This window comes from Bacillus sp. JJ675 (assembly GCF_036963165.1).
GTDB classification, from domain to species: Bacteria; Bacillota; Bacilli; order Bacillales; family Bacillaceae; genus Bacillus; species Bacillus glycinifermentans.
Map to the genome: position 1 here is coordinate 16,892 of NZ_JBALMR010000072.1, position 26,158 is coordinate 43,049.

The window sequence follows — 26,158 nt, forward strand, 5'->3', positions numbered from 1 at the left end:
TAAGGGGTGACAAGTTTAAACGTTATCAAGGGAATTCTGGTGGCTTTAGGCGGTGTATTCTGGATCGGGTATTTGTGGGTATACAGGCCGGAGATCGGAGAGATAGCGACTGTTGCCATATTCACGGTTGCGCTTGTGATCGCAACGGATATAAGAAAAATGTTTATCGGGACGATCTGCTTTCTGGTCAGCGCGCTTTCTTTAGCATCATTCGGGTATTTGTATCTGGAGAGCATCAAGCAGCTTATTGTGATGCTGTTGGTCGCTTCTCCGATGGCGTCGGCGATGTTTCTGCATGTGGCTGAGCAAGACTCAAGATAAAGGAGGGGCGACGATGCATCTAAATGTGGTTAAAGGTGATTTTGTAATAGCTGAATGGAATGACGAAGATTGGAAGGAATTTAGAAAAACTACACATAATTTGAGAATGCAAGGTTATAGAAAGATCGGCCAAGAATCAGATTACCTTAATTACTATGAGCATTATCGTAAAAAGGGAAAAAAGAAAGTTGTTACAGTAACTATGCTATGTATGTAACGAACAAGCGGCCGGAGCCGGGAAGGATGAAGAAAATTGAGGAAATACGAAGAAAAAGAAGTCACAAAAACGGAAAGTGTATTGGTGGAAGTGGTATGTGATACATGCGGGAAAACCATCGACACAAAAGATCGTTCAAAGGATTACTATAAAGTCACAACGCACCATAGTAGATGGGGAAATGACAGTATAGACAGCATTAGATATTTGGATTTTTGCAGCTATGAATGTCTTCTCGAAAACATGAATGATTATTTCAAAAATGGAGCAGATACAGATTGTTATGAAATTAAGTTTGTAGAAGGAGATTAGCGGCCGGAGCCGGGAAGGAGAATGAGGGATGTCTGAAGCAACGGATGGAAAAAGAAAACAGCTACTCGAAAAATTAGAAGGTTTTCGAAAGGCCTCAGGGAATAAAGTGACTTTTGAAAAAATGAGCACCGAGCAGTTGGAAAATTTCTATAAATCTTTAAAACACTGTGAACCGATAGCTAGGTCTCTGAGCAAGTTAGACGATAAGCAACGGAAGAAGTTCTTTCAAATCGGGCAGCAGGTACTTTCTAGGCATTTCAAGATATAGTGGTATAAGGAGGAAGCGAAATGAAAAAGGAACACGTCAAGACAGTTTATTCAAACAGCAGTCAAAAAGCGATCGAACACGCAAAGCACGCTTGGCATTTAGGTTTTGTGGTGGATATTGAACAAACGCGGGTACAAAGGCCTTTTGATGAATATGGTCAGCCGGACGAAGATAAAGCATTTCGAGTTCATATATACAGATTTATTGAAGGAGAGAAAGTTGTATGAATGAACAATATACGTTACTTATTAATCATCGGGGTTGGTTGGAATTTGTTATAGAATTTGATGGAGAGTCAGGCCTTTTATCAACTGCTTTTAGTTCCGACGGTTACCCTAGTGGGTTTGAACCGATAACATTTGATACGTTAATTGAGGCGGCTGTCGCCAAGCAGAAAGTCGAGGAACTTTGTAGGGAAAATGAATGGGATTATGAAGTATTAATTTTTCCTTACCCTTGTAATACGGATATAGTCTCTTCTTGGCTAAATACTAAATCTACGAAACAGCCGAAGTATGCGGAAGCCGGCGGTAATGATACCCAAAATATTATTAATATGGCGGCTGTTCAGATTATCTCTCAATCCTAAAATTTTGGTATAATAAAAGCAGATGAAAACAAAATAATCGTCCTAGATGGAAAGCCTGCGGACACTGAACTTACAGCTTTTACGCTGTTTGTTTGGTGTCCGTTTTTTATTTTCGCAACTTTTCAGTCACACCCCGCGATCACTAGGGTGTCAAAAGGAGGCTGAAAACATGAAAAAGACCAAAAAGAACACGCGGAAAAAGCAGGAAAAGCTCACTGAACGGGATTTAAGGAACCTGATGGATACAAACAGGCCTATCTATAAAAGAGCCAAAGGCGGGGCATTCAGACAACGATAAGGGGGCGTATGAATGAACAAGCAAGAAACAATCTGGTGTATTAATTTAACGATTTCCTTGGTGGCATTTTGGTTTTTGGTATTTGTATTAAAGATTAACGTCAGAACCATTCATGAAGTGATGTGGATCTATTTCCTTATTACATTTGTACCGATCATATCAAAAGCGATTTACCGAAAGCTCTTTAGCCAAAATAGAAAGGGTGGGAATTGATCATGTATAAAAAAGAGATTGAAAAACTGATCAGTAGTTATCACTGGATGGCAAAAGAGGTTCAGAGATTGCAAAGGGTGCTTTACGGTTCCGACATCCCTATGCGGAGCTGGGGTGTTGCTCAATACGGTTTGGAGGCAGCCATGCCAAAGGGAAGCCCCGGGAAGAGTCAGGCCGAGCTGAGGGATATGGACATGAGAGAGGAACGTCTCTACAAGCGTCTAGAATACTTCGAGGAACGCGTATACGCGATTGAGGCGGCAGCAAGAAAGATCGAAGGGGAGCAGCACAAAGTGATTTATGATTGCATGACGGAAGGAATGAGCTATCGAGCCATCGGTCTCCATCTTGGAATATCTCGGGAAACCGTACGGCGAATGAAAGACGAGATCATCAACCAGTTGTGCCAAAATTGCCGCATTGTGCAGTTGTTGAATCCGGAAAAATCCGTCGTGTAAAATGGAAGGCAGGACGGGGAGGCAGGTTCCCCAGTTTTACCACTTCACAAAATAAAGTGAGAAAGAGCGTCACTGCTAATGAGCGGGGGCGCTTTTTTTATGCGGTGGCGGAATAGGTAGACGCTTAGGCATAAGATCGGATACGACTCGGCGAGGTTTTAAAACCCATGGGAACCGTTAAAGGGGAAGTCAGGTAAGCTGCTGCCCGTTGTGGTGAAATGCCGATCATGCAAGGTGCAAATCCTTGCCCGCATATCAAAAGGGAACTTACGCCCGGCTATTGAATAGCCAAATGGAACCACTTTAGAGGCCATTGGGTCGGTGGGATAGGTAATAATTGTGGGGCGGAGCAGGGCACTTGAAGATGTGGGTTAGGGTGTCCACAGACTATCTACCATGCGTAGAAAAGTATTCTTGAAGCGCATAAGGTGTTTCATGCAGGGGTGGCGGCGCATGGCTAGGGTGTCGCGAGCGGATATGAGTATAGGTCGGATCAAGGTCCGCAATTCGCTATGAATTCGCTATTATGAGCTCATCTGCCATGTGCAGAAGGAGAATCCCGAAGTACGTACGGCGTCATCGGGTTTTAGGGTTCGGGGTTAGCCCGGACGGACATATTGCCGATAAGGCCTTTGCTACTAACTACTTTGTAGGGTGAACCCGTCACAGCCTTATCACGGGCGGCAATAGTTATGGGAAAGCGGCTTGCGCGATGCAGGTCGCTTTTTATGTTTGTTGTGACACGCGTCTGGAAGAGGGCGGCAACTGTCTGCCAGTACGGGCGCGGCTCAGAGCGAATATGGGAGGGGCGGAAACTATGGGAAAGGTTACAAGAGTGTATCCGGGGCCTAACAACGGACTGATCAGATGGATCGAGGAAAATTTCGGAGAGATCGACGGATATGCGGCGACTTTCAAGATGAGAGATGGAACAGTTCGGACAATATATGACGCATTATCGCCGGTTGATGCCATTGGAATGGCTGAGATCGGGAAAAGCGCCATTCAGGAAGCTATAGACGAGGATGAATTTGTCCCGAGACCATAAAGGCGGTAATGATTATGATTCTACGACAATACTTACAGGACAAACGAGAAGAAGAACGCGAGAAAGCGAGAGAATCGGCCCGAAAAACTCACAAGTGTCATGGATGCGTATGGGGGACATGGGCCGGGAATAAATACGTCTGTCCTTTTGGGCGGTGCGTGAAAAACAAGTGAGGGAGGCGGTGTCATGTAAATGGATTGGGAGAAAATCAAAAAGGAATATGAAACAACTGATCTGACATTGAAGGCACTGGCCGAAAAGCATAATGTTAAAATCGGTACTTTGAAGAGCAGGAAGAGCCGGGAAGGTTGGGCGCGTGGACCGACGAAAAAGGATGCAACCAGAGTTAAAGAGGTTGCAACCCCTCAGCCTATTATCGAATCTGACGATTTAACTGAAAAGCAGAAGATGTTCTGTCTTTATTATATTAAGTATTTCAATGCGACAAAGGCATATCAGAAGGCTTATGGTTGCAGCTATCTATCAGCGAAGACGGAAGGCCATAAAACCCTTGCGAAGCCTTACGTAAAAAAAGAAATTGAAAGATTGAAGGCGGAGCAACAGCAGGGTGTTTTCTTGGATGCTCAAGCAGTCTTGCAAAAGTACATCGATATTGCATTCGCTGATATAACGGACTTTGCAACGTTCGGGAAAAGGGAAATACCGACGGAAGACGAGGAAGGAAACCCTATTACGAAAGAAGTCAATTATGTTGATTTCAAAGAGTCGGCAGAAGTAGACGGCACAATTATTACAGAAGTGAAAAACGGTAAAGACGGTGTTTCCGTTAAACTGGCCGATAAGATGAAAGCCCTTGAGTTCTTGGCGAAATACACTGATCTACTTTCAGAAAACGACCGCAAAAAGCTACAGCTCGAGAAAATGAAAGCCGAAACCGAACTAACGAAAGGGCGCATCGATAAGACAAAAGCCGAAATCGAGCGACTGAACGACGACGAAAACGACTCAACATTTGAAATTATCATCAAGGATAAAGGTGAGCGATGATGGAAAAAGAAGTGAACCCCCGTTTCAGGGACTTTCTTTTTGATTGGTCGCAGAAGTTTTATTTTCTTGTCGGTGGCTACGGATCATCAAAAAGCTATCATGTTGCTCTCAAACTGATTCTGAAACTGCTGCAAGAAAAGCGGACAGCCTTAGTCGTCAGAGAAGTTTATGACACACACAGGGATTCAACCTTTTCTCTGCTTGAAGAGATCATCACAGACTTAGGGCTTGACCATAAAATCCGGTGCGTAAGCTCACCGATGCAAATACGATTTCCGAACGGCAGCAAGATCATTTTTAAAGGGATGGACAAGCCGGCAAAACTAAAATCGATCAATAATGTATCAATTGTATGGGTTGAAGAGTGCTCAGAAGTCAAATATGACGGGTTTAAAGAGCTGCTGGGGCGCTTGCGGCATCCGACTTTAAAATTACACATGATTCTGTCCACGAACCCTGTCAGCAAAGGGAACTGGTCGTATAAACACTTTTTCAAAGATGAAGTAAATCAGTTCTTTGTCTTGGACGACGAAGAGCTTTACAAAAAGAAAACCATCATAAAAAACAACACCTATTATCATCACTCCACAGCCGATGATAATTTATTTTTGCCCGAAAGCTACATCGAGCAGCTGGAAGATCTGAAAACCCACGATCCAGACCTTTACCGCATTGCCCGAAAAGGTCGTTTTGGCGTTAACGGAAAGCTTGTCCTGCCACAGTTCGAAGTGATGGGGCATGAAGAGGTTATGAAAGCAATTAGGGCTATCGACAGGCCGATTTTAAAAAATGGCATGGACTTCGGTTTCGTGGATTCGTATAACGCCTTGGTACGTATGGCGATCGACCATAAAGAAAAGATTTTGTACATCTACTGGCAGTATTACAAAAACGACACGACCGACGACAAAACGGCAGAAGACTTGAAAGACCTTAAACGCGTTTTGATCAAGGCGGACAGCGCGGAGCCTAAAACAATTCGATTCTTTCGGCAGCAAGGCTTTCTCATGAAGGCCGCAAAGAAGTTTCAAGGCTCGCGGTTGCAATACACCAAGAAAGTAAAACGATTCAAGAAAATTATTTGCTCCGATCAATGCCCCGATGTCATTAGGGAGCTGAAGGACCTTACTTTCGCAGTCGACAAAGACGGGAACATCATCGAGGACGAATTCAACATCGATCCTCATACATTCTCGGCCATTTGGTACGGCTTGGATGATTATGAGGTATCAAACCTTAAAGGGCATGGGGTAACAAGGAGGTTTAGAGATTGATAAAATTCTTAGATCAAATCAGAAAAAGCGGCATATCAGGGGACTTAATTTCTCAGATTATCCAAGAGCATAAACAGGACCATGACCGGATGAAAAAATTATACGATCGATACAAGGCAGAGCCGGACGGCGTGCCGATTCTTCAACGGAAAGCGATCGACTATGAAGATTTTGAAACCGGGCGCATTAAGCGGATTGACCATAAAGTAAACAACAAACTGAATAACTCTTTTGATTCCGATATTGTCGATACCAAGGTCGGCTATCTATTCGGCCATCCAATCGCATATGAGGTTGATGATAAAAAGGATTCTTTAAAGCGGCTGATCGAGGACTTTAATTTGAGAAACCACGTTCCTGACGAGGACAGCGAGTGGGGGAAAATGGCCTCTATTTGCGGATACGGCGCCCGTCTTGCTTACGTGGATAAGGAAGGGGAAGAAAGGATCAAAAACATCGATCCTTGGGAAGTGGTTTTTCTCACTGACGGAAATATCCATGAACCCGAATATGCTTTGCGATATTACGAGACATGTGACGGACAGCAAAAAGCGGAGTTTTACGATGACACAACGATTCATTTTTACAGCACGAAGGACAGTGCAGTGTTTAAAGAAGACCACAAGCAGCCCCATATGTTTAAAGGTTGCCCACTGTTTGGGTTAGCTAACAATAAGGAGTTAAAAGGCGATGCCGAGAAGGTATTGTCTCTTATTGATGCTTATGACCGCACGTTATCTGACGCCAGCAACGAGATCGAGCAGTACCGTTTAGCATATCTCGTTCTGAAAGGTTTAGGCGTAGACGACGAAACCATGGAAAAGCTGAAAGAAACCGGGATTCTACAGCTGTTGGAAGAGAGTGACGATGTCAGCTATCTCACGAAGGACATCAACGACGCCATAATCGAGAACCATTTAAACCGGCTGGAAGAAAATATCCTTCGTTTTGCTAAGTCCGTCAATTTTACAGACGAATCATTCGGCGGCAATGTCTCGGGTGTCGCTATGAAGTACAAACTGATGGCGCTTGAAAATAAGTGCATCACGATGGAACGTAAAATGACAGCAGCCCTTCGGTATCAGTTTAAAATCCTTTTTTCTGCATGGGGAACGAAGGGCAAGGCCAGCGAAGATGACTATCTAAAAGTATGGTTCGGATTCAAACGCAACCTGCCGGTGAATATCCTCGAAGAGGCTCAAATCACAGCAAGCCTGAAAGGACTTGTCAGCGAAGAAACACGGCTTTCTTTACTGTCATTTGTGGATGACGTTCAATACGAGCTCGAGAAAATGAAAGAAGAGGAAGAGGAATACAGAAACAGCATGCCGCCGTTGACTGACATCGACACAGATCAGGACGATGGCGGTGACGAAGATGAACCAGAATGATATTGACAAGTACCTTGATGACATGATCACCGAGGACGCGAAAAAGATTGATGTCGTTTTCGCTGAGCGCCTTAAAGAAATCAATCAGCAGATTGCCCTTTTATATGCGAAATACAGCACAAACGGGCAACTGACTATGGCTGATTTAAATAAATACAACCGGCTTAAGAAAGAAATGGAGCGTATGACAGAGGAATCCTCAAAGGCATTCAAAACAATCCTGACGATTGTCGAAGCGTTAGCCGCAAAACAATTCCTTGAGAACTATATGCGCTCTGCTTACCTCTATGAAATGGAAGCCGCAGTTAACCTGGGCTTCAGTATACCGACAACCGAGGTGATCCGGCAGGCCATTCTTAACCCGATAGCAGAATTGACGCTTTCCGCAATATACAAGCGGCATCGGGATGATTACGTCCGTCAAATACAAATCTCTATTGCACACGGTATACAGGCGGGCGAGGATTATTCGAAGATAGCGAAACGCATTGAGAAAAACACCGAATTTGCCCGCAGAAAGGCTCGTGACGTGGCGAGAACGGAGGTTCATAGGGTACAAGTCTTGGGAAGGCTCAAAAGCGCTGAGAAGGCCTCAAAAAAGAGCAAACTCGAAAAAATGTGGAATGCCACACTTGACCTGAAGACAAGAGCCGGGCACAGGAAACTCGACGGGAAGACGGTTAAACCGACCGGATTGTTCAAATCGATTTACGGCGGTGTCGGGCCGGCGCCCGGACAAATGCACAACCCCAAGGATGATATAAACTGTCGTTGCACAATCGCGTTCAAAGTAAATGGCGTTTTGCCAGATACGAGACGAGCAAGAAAAGACGGTGCGGGGGCAGGCGAGACTATCCCATATCAAACGTATGAAGAGTGGTACAAATCCATTGAGAAGAAAGGGAAATGACATGGGAAAATACGATTTTTTGACGGTTGAATTGTGTTCAGAAGTCATTTGCGAGCATAACGGGATGGTTCATGTTGCTGTTACGGTCGACGGGTCATTAGCGGGCATTTTCGTTGTGAGTGAATCCGAATATGAAAGGGTGTTCTTAAATGGCTAAATTAGAGATCAAATTGACGGAAGAAGCGCGGAAAAGGAAAGAAGAGAGACCGGAAAATGTAGGGCTTGTATTCTCGGACTATGATGTTTTAATAGACGGCCACGAACCGACGCATTTAACTGATTTAAAGCTTTCTATGAGAGTCGGAGAGTTTAACGAAGCTACAGTAACATTTGTCGTTGATGAAATTGACGTTGACGCCGAATTTTTAGCAGCACTCGAAGCGAAGATCGAAGCTGACAAGGTAGCGGCAGAATCGCCTGAAGAAATGACAGAAGACACTACAGATGAAGATCATACGGAAGAGGGCGAATAACATGGGTGATGACAACGGAATCAACTGGCGCGAAAAAGCTGTAGACGCAATGGGGAAACTCGTGAACTTGCTCGAAAGAATTGAGAGCGAAACTGAAAACGAGCTATTCGGGGAGGGGGACAAATAACATGTCGGTGAAAGATGTTTTATATTTGGATGACGAAGAAAACAAACGAATTAAGCGATTAATAGAAATGCAGGATGTCGCTGCTAGGTTTGGAGACAACGAAGGATATGACGAAATTTATCGAGAGTTGAAACGATCGCTTTTTATACACGAAAAGTAACAGTCGCCACGTAGCGGCTTTTTATTTTGTCCTGAGCATGACGTTAAAAGGCTTATTTTTTATGCACTCATAACAGGCGCGCACTGTAGAGGGCAAAGGAGGAAATCAAAGTGAATTTAGAAGAAGTCAAACAATTTCTCAATGACAATAAAGAAAATACAGACGTAAAGGCATATCTGGAAGAACTTTCGGCCGTGTCAGCCGACAAGGTGAAAGGTTTTCTGGAAACAGATGAGGGGCAAAAACTGATCCGGCCTAAATTGGATCAACACTTCACAAAAAGCCTTGAAACATGGAAAGCAAACAATCTCGATGAACTTGTGAATGCCAAAGTAAAAGAGCTGTACCCAGAAGAAACCGAGGAACAAAAGCGCATTCGGAAGCTTGAGCAAGAGCTCGAGAAGCAGCAGAAAGAAGCTAAGCGCGAAAAGCTTATGAATACGGCGATTTCTTACGCATCTGAAAAGGGATTGCCGACTGATCTTGTCGCTTATTTCCTTGGGGATGACGAAGAAACGACGAAGAGCAACCTTAGCACTCTTGAAGAAAGATACCATGCTGCTGTTCAACAAGCAGTCGAAAACAAATTCAAAGAGAACGGCCGGACCGTGGAGCCGGGCGGCGGTGGTTCTGGTCAAGGTGGAAATTTAGATATTGGTTCGCTTGCTGCGGAAGCAAGTATCAGAAAATAAGGGGGATAACAGAAGATGAGTTTTGATCCAAATAACGTATTGATGCAGGATGCAGTCAAAGGGAAAGTACCATCTGATCAAGGAACATTAGTTTTAAAAGACTTTATGACACAATCAGCTGTCACAAAACTAGCAAAATATGAGGAAATGACTAAAACCGAGAAGACATTCACTTACCTTGCGTCTGGTCCCGGAGCTTACTGGGTTGGTGAAGGTGAAAGAATCAAGACGTCCAAAGCTACATGGTTAGAAGCTAAAATGACCTCAAAAAAGCTTGGGGTCATTGTCCCAGTAACAAAAGAGTTTTTGAATTACACCGTTAAAGACTTTTTTACTCAAATGCGGCCAGCAATCGCGGAAGCGTTCGCTATTAAATTCGACCAAGCGGCACTTTTTGGCATTGAATCGCCTTTCGGAAAAGGTACTTCTGTATTCGAAAAAGCACAAGCAGCAGGAAACACCGTTGTTTTGAATTCTCTAGGCAACCTTTACGATGAGTTAAACGCAGTGATGGCACTTACTGAGGAAGCCGACAAAGACGTCAACGGATTTACCACAACACGGCGTTTTAAATCAAAATTGCGTGGCGCTAAGGATGGTAATGGCAATCCTATTTTCAACGACCCGAAAAATGGGGCGCCTGCTGAGGCTTTAGGTCTGCCAATCGGATTTGTTGATTCTAAGTCTTGGGATTATACAAAAGCACATCTACTGGCAGCCGATTGGGATTATACCCGTTATGGAATACCTCAAGGAATGGAATACCATATTTCTCAAGATGCAACATTAACAACGGTTGTTGATGAAGACGGTAAACCTATCAACTTGTTTGAACGTGACATGTTTGCTCTCCGCGTGACTCAGCAAGTCGGATTTATGACACTCTCTGACGAAGCATTTGCGGCTCTTACACCAGAAGCAGAAGCGGGGGCGTAATAGATGAGTTTCACATCGAAAAACTACAAGACAAGCGGCGGCGATAAGTGGGTTATCGGTGGCGAACTGGAAATCAAATCAGGCGCAAAAGTATCTGGTCTGCCCGGATCAGCGCCGGGTCCCGACAGTATCACGTCTGAAATGATCGGGGAAGGGCAGGTCAGGAACCGAAATATCGGTGATGGGTCTGTAAATAGTCGTAACATCGGAAACGGCAGTGTGCAGAATAATCACATTCAAGCCAAGGCGGTCACATTGGACAAAATGGGTGATGATGTAACGGCCAAATTCATGGACATTGAAAACCGTCTTAAAGCGCTGGAAGGCTCGGGAGGTTCTTAATTTGAAGATCACAAACGGATCTAAAACGATAGATGTGACAGAGAAGGCGTATAGAGTGGTCTATGCGCCTTTTGGCTTTAAAAGGGTCGAAGATACCGGAGAAGCTGTTCAGGAGGCGGCTGTGCCTGTTGATTTATTCGATATGACCAAAGAACAGCTGAACAAAGTCAACAAAAGCGACATTATAGCCTTTTTAGAGCAACAGGGGTTTGAATTTGATTCAAGCGCCAAAAAAGAAGACCTGATCAAAGTCGTTTTAGGCGAAGAATAGGAGGTCCTCTTTATGGATGTCCAGACTATCAAAACCATGTTGGGGATAACCACAGATAGGCATGACGCTTATTTGAAAGAGGTTATTCCCCTTTTTATTGAATTCGCGAGGGATTACTGCAACAACAAGTTTCTTGTTAATGGCGAGGAAAAGCTGCCGGGGGGCGTGAAGCTGTTTGTCGCAAAAGCGATCGAGTTTAATATGTCGCCCTCGAATTTAAGTGGTCGCAGCATGGGTGATGTGTCTTACTCTTTCCAGACGGAGCTGCCGGAAACCGTTATGCGTCACTTGAAACCCTATAGGATTTTGAGGGTTAAATGATGATTTACGAATATGATGAATTCCCACACACGTTCACTGTTCAGAAGCTTGAGAAAGTGCCGGATGGTGGGGGTGGATACGAGGAAAAGTATGTTGATTTCATCACAATCAACGGTTTCGTTTGCGGGGTGAGCTCTCGGGAATTTTACCAAGCGCAGCAGTTGCAGAATCCTGTTGACTGCAATGTGTATTACCCATATCGCACCGATATTGATAAAACAATGAGGATCATCTATGAAAATAAAATACTCATTTTCAAGTCGGCGCCGATCGATCAGGGCGGCATGCACGAGATCATGAACCTCAAATGCGAGGTTTCGGGGGTGCTTGAAGACAATGGCGAAGGTTAGCGGCAGATGGGTTAGGCAGATGCGAAGGGCTACAGATGAGTTCAGAAACCGTGTTATCGATGACGTTAAGCAGATTGTTACTGATACAGCCGAGCTGATTTATAGTCATGCTGTTTTAAACGCCCCGACAGCTATGATAGACGGCGGTAACCTGAAAAACTCTATCGAGATCGACTATAAAGACGGCGGCCTGACAGCGGTAATATCTGTCGGAGCGAGTTACGCGATTTATGTCGAATACGGAACCGGCATCTATGCTGAAGACGGGAACGGCAGAAAAACACCGTGGGTGTATTACGATACCAAGCTCAATCAGTGGGTTTTCACCCGGGGGATGCGCGCGCAGCCATTCTGGAACCCGGCAGTTGACGAAGGTATGCGCTATTTTGTAAGTCAAATGCGATAGAAAGGGGCTGTTATTATGCGGTCAGCCATGTGGCCGTTGCAGACAGCTATATTCAAAAGGCTTTCAACTGATAAAGAGCTGAATGCACGCGTCACTGGTGTGCTTGATGCAGTCTCGAAAGATCAGAAAAAGCCATATGTAACAACTGGCGACGATGACGTTTCGCCGTTTGAGACAAAAACGTCAAAAGGCGAGATTATCAATGTCGTTTTACACTGCTGGAGCGACTACAACGGCAAAAAAGAAGCTATGCAAATCCTTGATTTGATGCTGCAAGCATTAACGAAAGAGCCCCTAGAAATAGAGGGCTTTTCTTTATGCCGTTCTGAGATGAGCGGAATGCAGGTGATCACCGACATAGACGGCTACACAAAGCACGGCATTCTCAGAATGCGCTACACAATAAACAACTGAAAGGATGAAAAATATGCCAGATTTATTGAATGGTAAAGATGAGGTTTACTTTGTCCAACCGATGAATGCCACTGGAACAGAAGGGCTTTTCATCGCTTTCCAAACGGAAGGTAACCACACGAAAGAGCAGGATACAGTCGACGAGACGACAAAATCCGGCCGGATCGTTGGCTATGGTCCGAAATCGGAAAACATTGAGCTGACATATTATGCAGCCGTTACCGACCCCGGACAGGACGCGATCGAAAAGGCTTATGATAACGAGGAAGCAATTCAGGTCTGGAAGGTAAATCTAAACTTGAATGAAAATCAAAAGCATACATCTGAATATGGGCATGCGATTATTGAGAGCTTGGAGAAAAGCGCGCCGCAGGACGGCTTTATTGAGGTTTCAACGACTCTTCCTGTTCTGGGAAAAACGTTCAAGGGTGAATTAGCTCCATTACCTCAAAGTCTCCTTGATGAGATCAGATCTTCTGCGGGCGCAAAAAAATTCATGCAGTTTGGGGAAGAAGGCAAAACTACACCCTAATGCGCCCCAAAATCTATCGTTCACGGCTACGACTGACAGCGTGACCGTGGATTGGACGGCGGTAGATGGGGCGACTTCATACAAAGTGTACAGGGGATCTGAAAAAGTGTTCTACAAAGAAGTGACAGAACCAAAATGCACGCTTACGGGAATTGCGCCAGATACTAAACTGACTGTTAACGTATCTGCTGTTAATTCTGCCGGCGAATCGCCTATGACTGAAATTGAAACAAGGACGAAACCGGTAGAGGCCTAATATTCACTTTGAAAATAAGATCATGAGAGCCCGGGCAATAGCCGGGCTCTTTTGAATTTAAAAACAATCTGGAGGTTTTATACATGGCTTACTTAACAATTGACGGAAAAGATTATGCTGCACGTTGTGACTTTGCTTTTGACAGAACAGCAAACGAAAAATATGCAAAAGAAGACAAGAACGGTGACAAGTCTGGAGGAACATTATCAATCTATCTAAGCCTATTAAATGATGACGCGGCTTACTTATCTGCATTTTGGGATTGTGCACTTGCTTACCTCAAAAAAGGAAAGCCTTCTGTTGAACAAATCGAGGAAGCGCTCGCCAAGATTATCAATGAAGATGAAACAGGTAATGCAGCAGATGAATTGATCAAAGAAGCATTCAAGACGTTGGATTCCGCGGGTTTTTTCAAAGGAAAGATCCGTCAGCACTGGAAGATGATCGAGAAGATGGCGCAACCGAAGAAAGTGAGTCCGAACGAGACGCCAGAAATGGAAGCGAAACGTCTGGAAGAGGACGAAGCCAACAAGGAGATGCTCGAAATGATGAAAGAAGCATACAACGAGAAAACGGGATCGACTACGACCAAGTAATTGTCAATGCAGCTCGTTGGCTAAATGTCCATGACATCGACTTAATCATGTCTTGGACACCCAAAGAATACAAGTTGCTCATAAAAGGGGCGAAATTGAAAGAAATCGATCAATGGGAGCGCATGGCGAGAAATGCAATGTTTCACCGTTATGCGCTCAATGAAAAACGCCCAAAAGAATCAAAAATGTTTGATGCGAGAAAAGCAAAGCGTGAGCTTGAGCGAGACATCACAGGTGACGCAAACAACTGGCGATCATCAAACGTTAATGAGCTGGGTTCTAAAGCCAAAGCTGTTCAGCGTTTTAACGATGCCATTCGCGCTCATTTTGGAAAACAATTGTAGAAAAGGGGTGAGGGTATGATCGAAAGGCTGACTGCAATCATTGAGGCTGAGACGAGAAAATTCAACAGGAGCATGGAACGTGTCAATGATATGATGCGCCGTATGACTGACCACCAAACTGTTGAGATTGAAGCAGAGATTGCAAGCTTTCAAGCAAGAGTCAGGGAAGCGGAACAGCAGATTGATCGTTTTATCCATCGGCATGAACGAACCCGAGTAGATTTAGACGCTGACTCTGACAATTTAAATAGAGCCATTACAACGGCAAGGACTGAGCTTGGATCATTGCCCAACCGGGTAACCACCAATATTAACGGAGATACTTCGGATTTAACCCGGGCAGTTGCTGGTGCACAAGCAGAAACCAGATCTTTGCCTAAGAGAGTATGGATCAAAATCGAAGCGAGAATTGACCGTTTTGAAAATAACATGAATCGCCTGGCCAAAATCACTAACTCCGTTTCAACTGTCATAAGCCATTCACTCGCAGGTGCTTTTACATCCATATTGCCTGCGATTTCTCCGGCGCTTGCCAGTATTACTGGCGCTATTGGATCACTGGGGCCGATGCTCGGCGCGGCGTCAGGCGGGGTTATGGGGCTTGCGAGCGCATTTTCGACCGCAGGAACCGGCGCGGTTGCCTTTGGCGCTGTGGCAGTATCTTCTCTTAAAGGTGTTTTTAAGGCCTCAGATGACTTAAATAAGCTTCAACAGAAGTTAGACGAAACAACTGACGCAAAAGAACGCGCAAAAATTATGGAGAAGATCAAAGTCATACAGCAGTCTTTAGGAAAAGAAGAGAAGAAGGCGCTTGCGACTTTGGAAGATTTCAAGGCCAACTGGACGGAAATATCAAATTCTGTTCAGAAGCCTATATTAAAGACCTTCACGAGCTCGCTGACGACGTTCAAAGGCGTTCTAAATAGTTTAAGACCCATGTTTAAAAGCGTGGCAAATGGCGGCCTTGAATTAGCGAAAAGTATGAATGCCGCATTTAAAGATGCGGATATGAGGCGTTTCATAGATTTCATGAATAAAAACGCGGGTCAAGCCTTTGTTACATTCGGCAAAATTGCCGGCAATGTCCTGCGTACTGTGATGAATTTAATCGTGGCTTTTGGTCCACTGGGTAATGATATGGCTGCAAGCATGGAAAAAGCGACTGCTTCATGGGTGAAATGGTCAGCAAATTTAGGTTCGTCAAAGAAATTCCAATCATTTGTGGAGTATACGAAAACGAACGGCCCTAAATTATTGCAGATTATCAGAAACTTATCAGGAGGCTTGACGAAGCTTTTCGCTGGCTTTGCGCCGATGTCTCAGGACATGATGACATCCCTTGTCGAAATGACAAAACGATTCAATGAGTGGGCGGGAAGCGTCACCAAAACAAAGGAATTCCAAGCATTCATTGACTATATTAGAACCAATGGACCTACAGTATGGAGCACATTGGGAGAAATATCAAAAACTATTATCAACCTGCTTGTTGGTATGGCTCCTTTAGGCCAAACCATTCTGCAAACTGTAAACGGGTTTTTAAAGTTTACAAATGCGGCAATGCAAGCAAATCCAGCGATAGGACAGTTTATTGCGGTTGCTATTTCATTAGTGGGGGCGTTAAGAGCTATTGTTCCTGCAATGGTCGCCGTTAGTGCTGTGACAAATGGATTGAAAGATTTCAAGGTTGCAGCAAGTTATCTGATAAACTTCAGAAATACTGCGGCAGGCATAAAGTTAGCTGGGCTTATCACTCAATTAAAAGGAGCAACCATAGAGGNNGGCGGCGGCAGCGTCGTCTACTGCAAATGCTGTGAAAATGGCCGCCTCTTGGACTGCAATGAAGATTTCAGCGCTGATAACGTCGTTAAAAAACGGCATTATCCAGATGGGGCTATGGATCAAAAACATGGCACTAATGGCGGCGCAATCAATCGCCCAAGCAACACGTACAGCCACAGCTTGGACCATTATGAAAATCTCTTCATTTATCACCATGCTCCAAACCGGCATTAGACAAATGGCTCTTTGGATCACTCAAATGACTGTCATGGCAGCTCAATCGTTAACGCAAGCTGCACAGATGGCAGCGGCCTGGACGGCGGCAAAGATCAGTTCATTCACTTCTTTTTTGATGAATGGCATCCAACAAATGATCTTGTTTGGGAAGCAGCTTGTTGTATTAGCGGCTCAAGCATTGGCTCAGGCTGCAAGAATGGCCGCGGCTTGGGTTATGGCGATGGGTCCTGTTGGCTGGATCACGACGGCGGTCGTTGGGTTAGTTGCGCTTATCATTGCAAACTGGGACAAAGTGAAACAGTTCACCCTTCAAATTTGGGGTGTGATTTCTGAATGGCTAAAAGGAGCATGGGAAGGAATAAAGGCGGCCGCGACAGCAACATGGAATGCTATCACGTCCTTTTTCTCTACCGTTTGGAATGGGATTGTATCGACTGCAAAATCGATTTGGGGCGGCCTGTCGTCTTTCTTCAAAGCTCAGTTCAACCTATACAAAACAGTTTTCACGACCGTCTGGAATGCAATTAAAGGCTTTGCTTCGTCAATTTGGAACGGAATTGTGAATACTGGAAAATCGATCTGGAACGGTTTGAAATCCTTCTTTTCGGGTTGGCTAAATGCTCAGAAGAAGATTTTTTCAACGGTCTGGAATGGAATCAAAACGGTTCTTTCTTCTGTATGGAAAGGTATAGTTTCGACAGGAAAAAGCGTGTGGAACGGGCTGAAAAGCTTTTTCTCAACGCTGTTAAATTTCTGGAAAAATGTATTTAAAACTGCTTGGAATGCTATAAAGACTGCCGTTTCATCTGTTTGGAAGGGTATTGTATCTGTCGGTAAAAGTGTTTGGGGTGGCTTGAAATCCTTTTTCTCTGGTTGGCTAAACGGGCAAAAGAGTTTATTTTCCAGCGGCTGGAACGCTGTAAAATCGGGCGTAACAGGGATCTGGAAAGGCATGACGTCAACCGGGAAGAATAGTTTTAATGCTTTAAAAGGCGCTGCTTCAGGCATCATGAATGCAACGAAAGACCGAATTAAAAGTATCTGGAACGGCGTTATGTCTTTCTTTAAAGGTATAAACCTCGGTTCAGTCGGTCGGGACATTATGCAGGGTCTAATAAATGGTGTCACTGGCATGTGGGGCGCTGTGACGAGAACATTCTCGAATCTGACAAACTCAATTCCAAAAACAATCAAAAAGCTTCTGGGCATTCACTCTCCATCCCGGGTCATGCGTGATCAAGTCGGTTATCACATTGGCACAGGTATGGCTGCAGGTATCGATAAGTCGCAGTCAAAAGTGAAAGCCTCTGCTGCCCGAGCAGCGAAAGCAGCACAAAAAGCGGCAGAGATTAAAGTAAGTAACAAAATCAAGAATGCTGAGGTTAAATTCGATACCAAAAAAATGGGTGCCGATGCTTATATTAAGACTCTGAAGAAAATTCAGCGACAGTATAAGCTGACGGCCGAACAAAATCGAAAGATTCAAAGAGAAATCTACCAAGCTACGAAAAGCGCCTCAGATAAACAAAAAAAGCTTTGGAAAGAACGGCAGCGCAAGGAAGCGAAGGCGAAACTTGCTTACACGAAGAAGGTTTCCGATCAGATTAAGCGAGCAGAAGCCAAATATGATACAGGTAAAATCAGCGGCAATACCTATATCAAAACACTGGAAAAAATCAAGAAAAAGAACAAGCTGACATCAGATCAACAAATCAAAGTCCAGCGGGAAATCTATCAAGCACAAAAGGCAATGGCCGACAAAGTCAAAAAGCAGAAGGAAGCCGAGAAAAAGGCTGCCGACAAGATCAACAAAGGCATTTTGTCAGCGAATAACGCGTACCTTTCCAAATTCAAGAGCATCAATGACAAGTTAACCGCAGACATCAAGGCGGCCAACGATGCCTATAAGAAAGAATTGCAAGACCGAGCAAATGCAATATACAGTGCGATCGGTCTATTTGACGATGTTTCAAGCGAGAAGGTTTCCGGTACAAAACTAACCGACAACCTTAAAAAGCAACTGGACAAAATCAAATCCTTTAATTCTGACATTACAAGCCTTGCAAGCAGAGCGCCGAAGGAGTTTGTAGATGAATTAAGACAAATGGGCGTGGGATCTGCTGACCAGATCAATGCGATTTCCCGCATGTCCAGTTCTGAGCTAAACAACTATATAAGCCTCTGGAAAGAAAAACACGCTCTTGCAAGCTCGCAGGCGGCGGAAGAATTGTCAGGGCTTAAAGAGGAAACGGCAAAGAAAATACGAGAGTTGCGATCTGCTGCCAACAAGGAATTAGATTTGTTGAAAAACGACTATCTCCGCAAAATCGGCGAGCTTTCGGTTAATGTCAAGCAGTTGGGTTCGCTTAAAAAGAGCGGCAAGGTTATCGGTTCAAACACAATGGCGGGAATTATCTCTGGGATGAAAAACATGTCCGGGGAACTCGAGAAAGAAGCGAAAGCCATTGCGGCCACAATTGAAAAAACAATCAAGAAAAAGCTGAAAATCCATTCTCCATCAAGGGTAATGAGGGACCAAGTCGGAATGATGGTGCCGGCCGGTATCGCTGTTGGAATTCAGAGCGGTATTGGTGCAGTTCAAAAAGCGATGAATGTCGTCAGCGATGCAATAAATATTCAGCAAGAGGACCTGAATCTCGCATACGACACATCCATTTCAAGTGGTGATATTGGTACTGTTTCAAACGAATTGAGCTCCGAAATCAAAAACCTCGAATTACCAGATAGAACAATAGTAATCGAGATGGACAGCAAAAAAGTCGGACAGGGAGTAGAAAAGCCCGTAACTGACGCGCAAAGAAGATCAAACGCAAGGAGGGTGAGATTTAATTGATCAACTATCAGGATTTACTTCCTAACCAGTGGAAAATTACATTTGATGGGGTCGATATTTCACCCTTCTTTTATGTGAAATCGACTAGCGGCCGGGGCGTAATGGGGCGAGAGGTCAACACAGCCACCATCGGAAATCGTCCCGGCGGCTTCCTCCGTGGAGTCCGAGTCCCTGTAAGGGTCATAACTATTGAAGTGCTTTTCGCCTTCAGCAGCGAAGAAGAATTGAAAAAGAAGCAAGAGGAATTGACATACATTTTACACACAGACGAACCGAAGCCCCTTGTATTTCATGATGAGCCAGATAGAACCTATTACGCCGTCTTTGAAAGTATTTCGGAGAACGAAGAGCAGGGAGGCATTCAGTCGGCTACACTGACATTCATTTGTCCTGATCCTAAAAAATACGGAGAACCAAAACAATATGTATTTGATCCGGGTATACAATCATTCACTAACCCGGGTTATGCAGATATTGAGCCGAAAATTGAATGTGTTTTTACGGAGGCAGGCACTTCTTATGAAGTGTCTTTTTTAAATGATGATGAATCTATTTATAAAACAATTAAAGTAGTCTACAACTTTATCGCTGGCGATACTCTCGTTATTGATTCGGCCAAAAGGAAAGTGACGTGCAACGGAAATTTAATCATGGCCGCACTGCAAGTACAGTCAGACTGGTTCAACATACCACCTCAAAGGCCGATAAAATTGAAATTTAGTCACAAGAGCAGCATCAAGTTTGATGTTGCTTTTTTGTAAGGAGGTCCGTTTATGGCTGACATGTATATTCTGTCACCTGATGAGGAAGTCCTCACGGTACTGTCCAGCGACGGACAAGAGGCATGCAAGTTTTGGGATGCGAAATACAAAGAAGAGCTGAATAAAGGCTCTTCTTTTTCTTTTGTGGCCGACGCCTCGCATCCTGATGCTCGTTATTTGGTTGAAGAAAATCAAGTTATTTTTAAGGATAAGGATGGCCTTCTCAAGCTTTTTGTGATCAAAGAGCTGGACGATGCAGACGAAAACGCAGAGATTAACACGCTTGTAACGTGTGAAGCTGCAATGATGGAACTGGCTGAAACCTTTGTGAAAGACTTCCGGCCAACGGAAAAAACAGCACAATATGTTTTGGATCGTGTGCTTTCCCGTTCAAGGTGGGAGGCGGAGGTCACAGCAGCGCTGGGGACAAACTCAACCACGTTTTATAAGAAATCAGCCCTTGAATGTATTTCCGAGGTTTTAAACCTCTGGGGCGGTGAGCTTCAGGACTATATTGAGTTTGAAGGCAATAAGATCACCCGGCGGGTTTTGAAAATTCTTTCCCGTCGCGGAAAAGACAGCGGGAAACGCTTTGAAATAGATAAGGATACCGAAAAGATCAGCCGTACAGTCATCAGCTACCCTCTGACGGCTTTATGGGGGTATGGGGCTTCTATACCTTCAACCGACGAGAACGGCGAAGAGACAGGCGGCTACACACGTTTTATTGACTTCTCCGAGGTAGAGTGGAAAAAGTCAGAAGGTGATCCCGTCGACAAGCCTTTAGGTCAGGAATGGGTTGGTGATCCGGATCTTTTAAAGCGATTTGGCCGTCTCAAAAACGGCGAAAGAATCCACAGAGAAGGACAATTCAGCAACGAGGATATAACTGATCCAAAAGAGCTTTTAAAAGCGACATATAACCACTTGATAACCGAAGCGTCGAAGATTGAAGTCAATTATGAACTATCAGTCCAACTGCTTCAAAATGTGCCCGGATATGAGCATGAACATGTTGAATTAGGGGATACGACTACTGCCATAGATCGAAATTTCGCTATTCCCATAGAGACAAAACAGCGGATCATATCGATGGAATATGACATCACTGATCCAGACAACACTTGCGTGGTAGAAATCGGTCAATTTTTATCGGTTCTTCAAAAGGATGATCGGATCCAAAAGATACAAGACACAATAGACCGAAACCGTGGGAAATGGGATAGCGGCGGCGAAGTGACAGACGGAAGCTTCCCTGACACCGTCCCCCCTGTTCCTTCAAATGTGAAAATCGAGTCATTATTCCAAGGCGTTTCAATTTCGTGGGATTATAACCCGAGCTCATATATCGCAGCCTATGAGGTTTACGCGTCCCCGGTTAAGGGCTTTACACCGTTACCTGAAAACCGGATATTTTGGGGGAAAGGAAGCAAGTGCGAACATTCGCCCGGCGTTGACCAGGTCTGGTATTACCGGTTGCGAGCGATCAATACACACAAAACGCCGAGCGAATTCACCCCAGAGTTTACAGGGGTTACACGGAGGATTCTAACTGATGACATCCTTTTCGGATCGATCACGGCCGACTTATTAGCAGATTTAGCCGTCAAAGCTGACAAGATTTCACGAGATTTTGAGGACGCAAATATTCTGCCGGGTTCTATCCTTAACGCGCCTGATATTTATACTGTAAATGCAAAACGGTCCGTTAACTATGCAGTAAACGGATTCAATGAAGTTACTGTGACGAAGAACTCGACATCATACTCTTATTTTGGGATTACGACGAGGGGACGTCCGACATTAGCACTTACAAAAGACCAAGTATATACTCTTTCATTCGAATTGAAGAGGTTGACGACAAAAAACTTTTCCTATATTCGATTACTGACAGAAAGCGGCGCATCATACGATATTTCGAACAACCTTTCTGATATTTCAAGCTATCCAACGGATGAATTTGTCCGTTTTGATGTTGTATTTACGGCGCCGGCTACTTTCAGCGATGGACGGCTCGGCATCGGCGGCAGAACTGTAAATAATGGAGATTCTGCGGAATTTGTTTTAAGAAAGCTCCAAATTCGGCGGGGGGACGTCCGGAAAGAGTTCGGTTTCAGTCCTTACGATACGCAGTTAACGGACGGCGTAATCACAAGCCAATACGTTCAGGATGCTGCCATTGTATCGGCGAAAATCGCGGATGCGGCCATCACGTCGGCCAAGATTGCAGAAGCGGCCGTAGGTTCGGCGGCTATCCAAAACGCAGCCATCAAAAGGGCGCATCTGGAAACGGCGATCATTGGAACGGCTCAGATCGAGGACGGGGCCATCACAAACGCAAAAATCGCCAACTTGTCGGCCGACAAGATCAACGCCGGGACAATCAAGGGGATTACGATTGAAGGTTCATTGATTCGCGGTGCCCGGTTCGAGGCTGCCGGACAAAGCAAGGATTTCGAATCATGGATACAGGACGGAACCTTTTATCAATGGACAAGGGACTCCGATAAGAAATATAACAAGCTAACAATCACGGCCGGGATGTTTGAACAAGAAACAGGCGAATATTATAGTTCAGGAAGTGATCTGAATGAGGTTTACAGCACAATCCAAATCGGTAACGGGAAATTCTCGATACGAGGAACCCCTTCTGAAGACCAAACTAGCGGTGTACCACAAATAGAAATTTATTCAGAAGACAAAATCCAAAACAATCCAGATAGATTTTTCGGAGATTTTGAAAAAGTCTCGCGGTTTAGAATGACTCAAGATATTTTTTCAAATGACGACGTCACCGAAATCATGGCTATTACAACAGGCGATCGTAATTTATATGATGAATTAGGAAGTACACCGTACGACACGTTTGATCCAAACGGTGTTAAATCGGCCCTTATTAGCGGCGATAAATCATGGTTCCGATTCAAACCTGTAAATTTCGATGTCGTAGCATCCGGCGGGATGCGTTTGAAAGCCGGCAAACAGGTTTATATTGATACTCCTAATTTAATTTTGCCAGATAAAACGAAGATGATAGGAGGCAATAACACATGGACTCCTTATCCGGCCGTTTTTGGAAGTCTTTCAAGAAGCCTTACAGACACATACGGAGGATTGCAGTGCAATCTCGGAGCTTATGTGTTTGAAACTTCGGTTTTTTTACCATCAAATGGGGGCGCTACCGCATATAACAGCATAAACTATACATTTCCCGGAGACGGTGAAAACAACAAAATTGAAAACTGTTTTGCAGTTTTCGCTCAAGCATATGGAGCGTATTCCAACGCTGTGACAGTCGGTATCGAAAATCAATCATCAAGCGGATTCAAAATGTATGTGAGAGGAACCGGTGTGACCTCCGGTGTCGCAGGACGAAGTATGACCATAAGATTATTAGTTTTCTATGAAGTATCTTAATGAGGTGTTATCAAAATGATCGAAAGAAGAGACATTCCGGCCGCGTGGTACTTTGAAGGCATGGAAATAACAGAATCGGAAGCAGGCATAAACATAACCGCCTGTGTCCTTAAACATAATGACGATGTTTATTCATTTGAAGCTGTTTCATTCGATTTAATCCCCGATGATCAATTAAAAGTCGCATATGATCTTTTTGTCGAGTTAGATGTTTCAACAAACGAAATGAAATATATTTTGAACCGGTCATACGTAGATCCAGACGGGTATTATCCGGGATACAGCGGTGACAAGCGGCTTATCCATACACTTTTAAGTATAACGGTAGACCCCGACGGCAGCCGAACCGGAGAAATATTCAATTTTCACAAGTGGGAGGCCACCAATGAAATTAGTACCAAATGAGCAAAACATCGAAGCAAAAGAGAAAGTCGGCCAAAAAACAGAAAAAGAGATGTTGCGGGAGCAGTTGGTATACACTCAGCGTCTTGCCAATGACTTAATCCTGAGACTCGAAGGGACAAAATCGTGATGGGGGCGGTAGATGTGTTCGAAGGTAAAAGTCGTTACTACGGGCATTTTTATTACTGTTGGCTGAATGGAAGTATCACCACAAAAGAGCTTTACATCCATGTCGAAAATGGTCTGATTACTGATGAAGAGCGCACGGAAATCATGGCAAATCCACGGGGCAAAGCATTCCCGGACGAAGTATAAGGAGGAAAACAAAATGACATTTGAAGAATTGAAAAAGCAGCATGAGGAATTAAAAGTTCAGTTTGAAAGACAGGCATTAAAGGCAGCGGCTTACAAAGATGAAATGAACCATACGCATGACAGATTGGCGGAGGCTCGAAGCCTATACATGTACGAAAGGCAGAGAAGGCAGAACCTCGAGCAGGAAAACGAACAGCTTAAAAAAGAGCTGAAGGAAGAACGCATAGGCAACTCGCAGGCGGAAGATACACAGCAAGAGGGCGCATCAGCAACTAAATAAGTAAATTTAAAGCGGCTAATCAGCGGCTTTTTTATTTTGAAAAGGAGGAAGTAAATTGGAAACATTCTATAAAAGCTTAATCGCCATTGCTGGCGGAGGAATCGGATTTCTTTTTGGAGGGTGGAGCGTTCTTTTGACAATTTTATCGGTATTGGTGATTGTTGATTATTTTAGCGGATTGTTTGCAGCTGGTATAAATGGAGAGGTGAAAAGCCGTACCGGTATGATTGGCATTGCTCGCAAAGTCTTTATTTTTGTAATGGTCGCGGTTGCCCATATGATCGATTTACTTCTTATTGAAAATAAAATCGAAATGGGCTTTTTAGTCATGACTGTAACCATTGTCTTCTACTGCATCAATGAATTGATCTCTATTACAGAAAACGCGGGCAAAATAGGCGTCTATGTACCTGAGCCTATCACAAAGGCTATCGAGGTTTTAAAACAACAGAATAAATCCGAATGAGGTTGCCGCCCGGCAGCCTTTTCTAATAAGAAAGGATTGATTAAGAATGAAAAAAGTATGGTTTGATGCAGGGCACGGCGGTAAAGATTCCGGAGCAGCCGCAAACGGCCTGAAAGAAAAAGATGTAGTGTTGCAGATGGTTAAGCATGCAAAATCTTATTTAGAGTCTAATTATAATAGCGTGGAGGTTAAGCTAACCCGTTCGACTGATGTCTTTTACGAACTGTCAGAGCGGGCAGATATGGCGAATAAATGGGGCGCCGATGTATTCGTTTCCTTCCATATTAATGCCGGCGGCGGCACCGGGTTCGAAACTTTCCGTTATCCTGGGACTGCTGGTGACACGCTCGACTTACAGCAGGCGCTGCACACTGAAATCCTTGCAACTATGAAAGTATACGGCCAGATCGTGGATAGAGGTTTAAAACAGGCTAACCTTGCGGTAGTCCGCGAAACCCATATGCCTGCTGTCCTAACTGAAAACCTGTTCATTGATCGCCGGGAGGATGCGGACAGGCTCAAAGATACCGGATTTGTCAAAGCGGTAGCGGAAGCACACGCGCGCGGCGTCGCGAAATATCTCGGGTTGTCCGGCGGATCGAGCAAAAAACCAGCAGCGTCAGCCCCGAAGAAATCCCAACCGAAAAAGGAGAGCAAAAAGCCTGCATCTAAAAAGTACACGCTGCCGACCGGCATCTATAAGGTGAAAAGCCCACTGATGAAAGGAACGGCTGTCCGGCAGATTCAAGAGGCATGCGCTGCCCTATACTTCTATCCGGACAAAGGAGCGAAGAATAACGGCATCGACGGATATTACGGGCCAAAGACAGCGAACGCGGTCAAACGGTTCCAGATGATGAACGGGCTATCTGCTGATGGAATTTACGGGCCGAAGACACGGGCAAAACTTGATGACCTCTTAAATTGAGTTTTGACCACTTTTTGACCTTCTTTATAGTATCTTCTCTGATTGCCTGAGATTTTATCATCGAATGAAACGAGAAATAAAGATGGATGAGATTATGACGAATTTCGGTGGATTTTAAGGACATAAAAGAGCGTAAAAAATACGGACTTAAAGGCGCACGCCGTGCACCTCAGTTCTCAAAACGTTAAT

At 44.4% G+C, this 26,158-nt stretch carries 38 protein-coding genes and 2 pseudogenes; all 40 read left to right on the forward strand.

The annotated features are described in order from the left end of the window. Window positions 1-6: 6 nt before the first annotated feature. On the forward strand, window positions 7-321 hold the full coding sequence (locus V7126_RS18255) for a hypothetical protein (protein ID WP_216899379.1): 315 nt from the start codon (window positions 7-9) through the stop codon (window positions 319-321). Between the two features lie 13 nt (window positions 322-334). After that, window positions 335-538, forward strand: coding sequence for a hypothetical protein (locus tag V7126_RS18260; RefSeq protein WP_145930129.1), 204 nt, complete (start codon window positions 335-337; stop codon window positions 536-538). A gap of 36 nt (window positions 539-574) precedes the next feature. Beyond that, the gene (locus V7126_RS18265; RefSeq protein ID WP_175077379.1) at window positions 575-850 is read left to right on the forward strand and encodes a hypothetical protein; all 276 of its coding nucleotides are present in this window, start codon (window positions 575-577) and stop codon (window positions 848-850) included. Between the two features lie 28 nt (window positions 851-878). Further along, window positions 879-1,118, forward strand: a complete 240-nt coding sequence (locus V7126_RS18270; RefSeq protein ID WP_216899381.1) for a hypothetical protein — start codon at window positions 879-881, stop codon at window positions 1,116-1,118. Between the two features lie 20 nt (window positions 1,119-1,138). Further along, window positions 1,139-1,345, forward strand: a complete 207-nt coding sequence (locus V7126_RS18275; protein WP_216899383.1) for a hypothetical protein — start codon at window positions 1,139-1,141, stop codon at window positions 1,343-1,345. Next, entirely contained in the window at window positions 1,342-1,707 is a 366-nt protein-coding gene (locus tag V7126_RS18280; RefSeq protein WP_216899385.1) for a hypothetical protein, read from the forward strand. Before V7126_RS18275 ends, V7126_RS18280 begins: the two co-directional genes overlap by 4 nt. 169 nt (window positions 1,708-1,876) lie before the next feature. Then, on the forward strand, window positions 1,877-2,005 hold the full coding sequence (locus V7126_RS18285; protein WP_011197862.1) for a hypothetical protein: 129 nt from the start codon (window positions 1,877-1,879) through the stop codon (window positions 2,003-2,005). A 12-nt stretch (window positions 2,006-2,017) separates the two neighbouring features. Beyond that, on the forward strand, window positions 2,018-2,218 hold the full coding sequence (locus V7126_RS18290; RefSeq protein WP_216899386.1) for a hypothetical protein: 201 nt from the start codon (window positions 2,018-2,020) through the stop codon (window positions 2,216-2,218). A 2-nt stretch (window positions 2,219-2,220) separates the two neighbouring features. Then, window positions 2,221-2,676: a sigma factor-like helix-turn-helix DNA-binding protein gene (locus V7126_RS18295; protein WP_216899431.1), complete on the forward strand. Its 456-nt coding sequence runs from the start codon at window positions 2,221-2,223 to the stop codon at window positions 2,674-2,676. Between the two features lie 817 nt (window positions 2,677-3,493). After that, window positions 3,494-3,724 (forward strand): hypothetical protein, encoded by a 231-nt coding sequence (locus V7126_RS18300; RefSeq protein WP_145643940.1) that lies wholly within the window; start codon window positions 3,494-3,496, stop codon window positions 3,722-3,724. 192 nt (window positions 3,725-3,916) lie between these two features. Beyond that, window positions 3,917-4,732, forward strand: a complete 816-nt coding sequence (locus V7126_RS18305; protein ID WP_335498152.1) for a terminase small subunit — start codon at window positions 3,917-3,919, stop codon at window positions 4,730-4,732. Continuing rightward, window positions 4,732-6,006: a PBSX family phage terminase large subunit gene (locus tag V7126_RS18310; RefSeq protein ID WP_335498153.1), complete on the forward strand. Its 1,275-nt coding sequence runs from the start codon at window positions 4,732-4,734 to the stop codon at window positions 6,004-6,006. The genes V7126_RS18305 and V7126_RS18310 overlap by 1 nt, the downstream gene beginning before the upstream one ends. After that, window positions 6,003-7,397, forward strand: a complete 1,395-nt coding sequence (locus tag V7126_RS18315) for a phage portal protein (protein ID WP_335498154.1) — start codon at window positions 6,003-6,005, stop codon at window positions 7,395-7,397. The genes V7126_RS18310 and V7126_RS18315 overlap by 4 nt, the downstream gene beginning before the upstream one ends. Then, window positions 7,384-8,307, forward strand: coding sequence for a phage minor head protein (locus V7126_RS18320; protein ID WP_046131975.1), 924 nt, complete (start codon window positions 7,384-7,386; stop codon window positions 8,305-8,307). Before V7126_RS18315 ends, V7126_RS18320 begins: the two co-directional genes overlap by 14 nt. 1 nt (window position 8,308) lies before the next feature. Beyond that, window positions 8,309-8,464 carry a hypothetical protein gene (locus tag V7126_RS18325; protein WP_164918166.1) on the forward strand — a complete coding sequence of 52 codons (156 nt, stop codon included), beginning with the start codon at window positions 8,309-8,311 and terminating at the stop codon, window positions 8,462-8,464. Then, a complete protein-coding gene (locus V7126_RS18330; protein WP_046131976.1) occupies window positions 8,457-8,780 on the forward strand; it encodes a hypothetical protein in 324 nt (107 codons plus the stop codon). The genes V7126_RS18325 and V7126_RS18330 overlap by 8 nt, the downstream gene beginning before the upstream one ends. A 1-nt stretch (window position 8,781) precedes the next feature. Continuing rightward, on the forward strand, window positions 8,782-8,907 hold the full coding sequence (locus V7126_RS18335) for a hypothetical protein (protein ID WP_269082051.1): 126 nt from the start codon (window positions 8,782-8,784) through the stop codon (window positions 8,905-8,907). A 1-nt stretch (window position 8,908) separates the two neighbouring features. Next, complete coding sequence (locus V7126_RS18340; RefSeq protein WP_157759343.1) at window positions 8,909-9,067, forward strand: hypothetical protein; 159 nt, start codon at window positions 8,909-8,911, stop codon at window positions 9,065-9,067. A 110-nt stretch (window positions 9,068-9,177) separates the two neighbouring features. Further along, window positions 9,178-9,759 (forward strand): DUF4355 domain-containing protein, encoded by a 582-nt coding sequence (locus tag V7126_RS18345; protein WP_046131977.1) that lies wholly within the window; start codon window positions 9,178-9,180, stop codon window positions 9,757-9,759. A 15-nt stretch (window positions 9,760-9,774) separates the two neighbouring features. Continuing rightward, window positions 9,775-10,695, forward strand: a complete 921-nt coding sequence (locus tag V7126_RS18350) for a phage major capsid protein (protein ID WP_046131978.1) — start codon at window positions 9,775-9,777, stop codon at window positions 10,693-10,695. Between the two features lie 3 nt (window positions 10,696-10,698). Beyond that, window positions 10,699-11,037 (forward strand): hypothetical protein, encoded by a 339-nt coding sequence (locus V7126_RS18355; protein ID WP_046131979.1) that lies wholly within the window; start codon window positions 10,699-10,701, stop codon window positions 11,035-11,037. 1 nt (window position 11,038) lies between these two features. Continuing rightward, window positions 11,039-11,308, forward strand: coding sequence for a hypothetical protein (locus tag V7126_RS18360; protein WP_046131980.1), 270 nt, complete (start codon window positions 11,039-11,041; stop codon window positions 11,306-11,308). Window positions 11,309-11,320: 12 nt separating this feature from the next. Further along, a complete protein-coding gene (locus V7126_RS18365) occupies window positions 11,321-11,629 on the forward strand; it encodes a phage head-tail connector protein (RefSeq protein ID WP_046131981.1) in 309 nt (102 codons plus the stop codon). Beyond that, window positions 11,629-11,979: a phage head closure protein gene (locus tag V7126_RS18370; protein WP_046132133.1), complete on the forward strand. Its 351-nt coding sequence runs from the start codon at window positions 11,629-11,631 to the stop codon at window positions 11,977-11,979. Before V7126_RS18365 ends, V7126_RS18370 begins: the two co-directional genes overlap by 1 nt. Further along, window positions 11,966-12,385, forward strand: a complete 420-nt coding sequence (locus tag V7126_RS18375; protein WP_046131982.1) for an HK97-gp10 family putative phage morphogenesis protein — start codon at window positions 11,966-11,968, stop codon at window positions 12,383-12,385. The genes V7126_RS18370 and V7126_RS18375 overlap by 14 nt, the downstream gene beginning before the upstream one ends. Window positions 12,386-12,400: 15 nt before the next feature. After that, complete coding sequence (locus V7126_RS18380; RefSeq protein WP_046131983.1) at window positions 12,401-12,799, forward strand: DUF3168 domain-containing protein; 399 nt, start codon at window positions 12,401-12,403, stop codon at window positions 12,797-12,799. Between the two features lie 13 nt (window positions 12,800-12,812). Further along, entirely contained in the window at window positions 12,813-13,331 is a 519-nt protein-coding gene (locus tag V7126_RS18385; RefSeq protein ID WP_052948546.1) for a phage major tail protein, TP901-1 family, read from the forward strand. Then, complete coding sequence (locus V7126_RS18390) at window positions 13,261-13,587, forward strand: fibronectin type III domain-containing protein (RefSeq protein WP_082094145.1); 327 nt, start codon at window positions 13,261-13,263, stop codon at window positions 13,585-13,587. The genes V7126_RS18385 and V7126_RS18390 overlap by 71 nt, the downstream gene beginning before the upstream one ends. An 83-nt stretch (window positions 13,588-13,670) precedes the next feature. Continuing rightward, a complete protein-coding gene (locus V7126_RS18395; RefSeq protein WP_046131985.1) occupies window positions 13,671-14,183 on the forward strand; it encodes a tail assembly chaperone in 513 nt (170 codons plus the stop codon). A gap of 95 nt (window positions 14,184-14,278) precedes the next feature. Further along, window positions 14,279-14,527 (forward strand): hypothetical protein, encoded by a 249-nt coding sequence (locus tag V7126_RS18400; RefSeq protein WP_231947375.1) that lies wholly within the window; start codon window positions 14,279-14,281, stop codon window positions 14,525-14,527. A gap of 15 nt (window positions 14,528-14,542) precedes the next feature. After that, window positions 14,543-19,400, forward strand: a pseudogene (locus V7126_RS18405) (hypothetical protein). After that, window positions 19,397-20,161, forward strand: a complete 765-nt coding sequence (locus V7126_RS18410) for a distal tail protein Dit (protein ID WP_046131988.1) — start codon at window positions 19,397-19,399, stop codon at window positions 20,159-20,161. The pseudogene V7126_RS18405 and the gene V7126_RS18410 overlap by 4 nt, the downstream one beginning before the upstream one ends. Before the next feature lie 12 nt (window positions 20,162-20,173). Further along, window positions 20,174-23,578: a prophage endopeptidase tail family protein gene (locus tag V7126_RS18415; RefSeq protein WP_046131989.1), complete on the forward strand. Its 3,405-nt coding sequence runs from the start codon at window positions 20,174-20,176 to the stop codon at window positions 23,576-23,578. A 15-nt stretch (window positions 23,579-23,593) separates the two neighbouring features. Further along, on the forward strand, window positions 23,594-23,983 hold the full coding sequence (locus tag V7126_RS18420) for a hypothetical protein (protein ID WP_046131990.1): 390 nt from the start codon (window positions 23,594-23,596) through the stop codon (window positions 23,981-23,983). Further along, window positions 23,964-24,110: a hypothetical protein gene (locus V7126_RS18425; protein WP_161797077.1), complete on the forward strand. Its 147-nt coding sequence runs from the start codon at window positions 23,964-23,966 to the stop codon at window positions 24,108-24,110. Before V7126_RS18420 ends, V7126_RS18425 begins: the two co-directional genes overlap by 20 nt. Window positions 24,111-24,124: 14 nt before the next feature. Next, window positions 24,125-24,295 carry an XkdX family protein gene (locus V7126_RS18430; RefSeq protein WP_216899706.1) on the forward strand — a complete coding sequence of 57 codons (171 nt, stop codon included), beginning with the start codon at window positions 24,125-24,127 and terminating at the stop codon, window positions 24,293-24,295. A gap of 13 nt (window positions 24,296-24,308) precedes the next feature. Then, window positions 24,309-24,575: a hypothetical protein gene (locus tag V7126_RS18435; RefSeq protein WP_216899708.1), complete on the forward strand. Its 267-nt coding sequence runs from the start codon at window positions 24,309-24,311 to the stop codon at window positions 24,573-24,575. 55 nt (window positions 24,576-24,630) lie between these two features. Next, window positions 24,631-25,041, forward strand: a complete 411-nt coding sequence (locus tag V7126_RS18440) for a phage holin family protein (protein ID WP_216899710.1) — start codon at window positions 24,631-24,633, stop codon at window positions 25,039-25,041. Between the two features lie 46 nt (window positions 25,042-25,087). Further along, entirely contained in the window at window positions 25,088-25,969 is an 882-nt protein-coding gene (locus V7126_RS18445) for an N-acetylmuramoyl-L-alanine amidase (RefSeq protein WP_216899712.1), read from the forward strand. Between the two features lie 122 nt (window positions 25,970-26,091). Continuing rightward, a pseudogene (gene rpsI / locus V7126_RS18450) lies at window positions 26,092-26,157 on the forward strand (30S ribosomal protein S9); the annotation flags it as partial. Window position 26,158: the final 1 nt, after the last annotated feature.

Bases quoted from the DNA above. Each gene is read 5' to 3' on its own strand.
- V7126_RS18260 (WP_145930129.1), top strand. From the start codon at position 335: ATGCATCTAAATGTGGTTAAAGGTGATTTTGTAATAGCTGAATGGAAT.
- V7126_RS18270 (WP_216899381.1), top strand. From the start codon at position 879: ATGTCTGAAGCAACGGATGGAAAAAGAAAACAGCTACTCGAAAAATTA.
- V7126_RS18275 (WP_216899383.1), top strand. From the start codon at position 1,139: ATGAAAAAGGAACACGTCAAGACAGTTTATTCAAACAGCAGTCAAAAA.
- V7126_RS18280 (WP_216899385.1), top strand. From the start codon at position 1,342: ATGAATGAACAATATACGTTACTTATTAATCATCGGGGTTGGTTGGAA.
- V7126_RS18285 (WP_011197862.1), top strand. From the start codon at position 1,877: ATGAAAAAGACCAAAAAGAACACGCGGAAAAAGCAGGAAAAGCTCACT.
- V7126_RS18290 (WP_216899386.1), top strand. From the start codon at position 2,018: ATGAACAAGCAAGAAACAATCTGGTGTATTAATTTAACGATTTCCTTG.
- V7126_RS18295 (WP_216899431.1), top strand. From the start codon at position 2,221: ATGTATAAAAAAGAGATTGAAAAACTGATCAGTAGTTATCACTGGATG.
- V7126_RS18300 (WP_145643940.1), top strand. From the start codon at position 3,494: ATGGGAAAGGTTACAAGAGTGTATCCGGGGCCTAACAACGGACTGATC.
- V7126_RS18305 (WP_335498152.1), top strand. From the start codon at position 3,917: ATGGATTGGGAGAAAATCAAAAAGGAATATGAAACAACTGATCTGACA.
- V7126_RS18310 (WP_335498153.1), top strand. From the start codon at position 4,732: ATGGAAAAAGAAGTGAACCCCCGTTTCAGGGACTTTCTTTTTGATTGG.
- V7126_RS18320 (WP_046131975.1), top strand. From the start codon at position 7,384: ATGAACCAGAATGATATTGACAAGTACCTTGATGACATGATCACCGAG.
- V7126_RS18325 (WP_164918166.1), top strand. From the start codon at position 8,309: ATGGGAAAATACGATTTTTTGACGGTTGAATTGTGTTCAGAAGTCATT.
- V7126_RS18330 (WP_046131976.1), top strand. From the start codon at position 8,457: ATGGCTAAATTAGAGATCAAATTGACGGAAGAAGCGCGGAAAAGGAAA.
- V7126_RS18335 (WP_269082051.1), top strand. From the start codon at position 8,782: ATGGGTGATGACAACGGAATCAACTGGCGCGAAAAAGCTGTAGACGCA.
- V7126_RS18340 (WP_157759343.1), top strand. From the start codon at position 8,909: ATGTCGGTGAAAGATGTTTTATATTTGGATGACGAAGAAAACAAACGA.
- V7126_RS18350 (WP_046131978.1), top strand. From the start codon at position 9,775: ATGAGTTTTGATCCAAATAACGTATTGATGCAGGATGCAGTCAAAGGG.
- V7126_RS18355 (WP_046131979.1), top strand. From the start codon at position 10,699: ATGAGTTTCACATCGAAAAACTACAAGACAAGCGGCGGCGATAAGTGG.
- V7126_RS18365 (WP_046131981.1), top strand. From the start codon at position 11,321: ATGGATGTCCAGACTATCAAAACCATGTTGGGGATAACCACAGATAGG.
- V7126_RS18370 (WP_046132133.1), top strand. From the start codon at position 11,629: ATGATTTACGAATATGATGAATTCCCACACACGTTCACTGTTCAGAAG.
- V7126_RS18375 (WP_046131982.1), top strand. From the start codon at position 11,966: ATGGCGAAGGTTAGCGGCAGATGGGTTAGGCAGATGCGAAGGGCTACA.
- V7126_RS18380 (WP_046131983.1), top strand. From the start codon at position 12,401: ATGCGGTCAGCCATGTGGCCGTTGCAGACAGCTATATTCAAAAGGCTT.
- V7126_RS18385 (WP_052948546.1), top strand. From the start codon at position 12,813: ATGCCAGATTTATTGAATGGTAAAGATGAGGTTTACTTTGTCCAACCG.
- V7126_RS18390 (WP_082094145.1), top strand. From the start codon at position 13,261: ATGAGATCAGATCTTCTGCGGGCGCAAAAAAATTCATGCAGTTTGGGG.
- V7126_RS18395 (WP_046131985.1), top strand. From the start codon at position 13,671: ATGGCTTACTTAACAATTGACGGAAAAGATTATGCTGCACGTTGTGAC.
- V7126_RS18415 (WP_046131989.1), top strand. From the start codon at position 20,174: ATGGCTGACATGTATATTCTGTCACCTGATGAGGAAGTCCTCACGGTA.
- V7126_RS18420 (WP_046131990.1), top strand. From the start codon at position 23,594: ATGATCGAAAGAAGAGACATTCCGGCCGCGTGGTACTTTGAAGGCATG.
- V7126_RS18425 (WP_161797077.1), top strand. From the start codon at position 23,964: ATGAAATTAGTACCAAATGAGCAAAACATCGAAGCAAAAGAGAAAGTC.
- V7126_RS18435 (WP_216899708.1), top strand. From the start codon at position 24,309: ATGACATTTGAAGAATTGAAAAAGCAGCATGAGGAATTAAAAGTTCAG.
- V7126_RS18445 (WP_216899712.1), top strand. From the start codon at position 25,088: ATGAAAAAAGTATGGTTTGATGCAGGGCACGGCGGTAAAGATTCCGGA.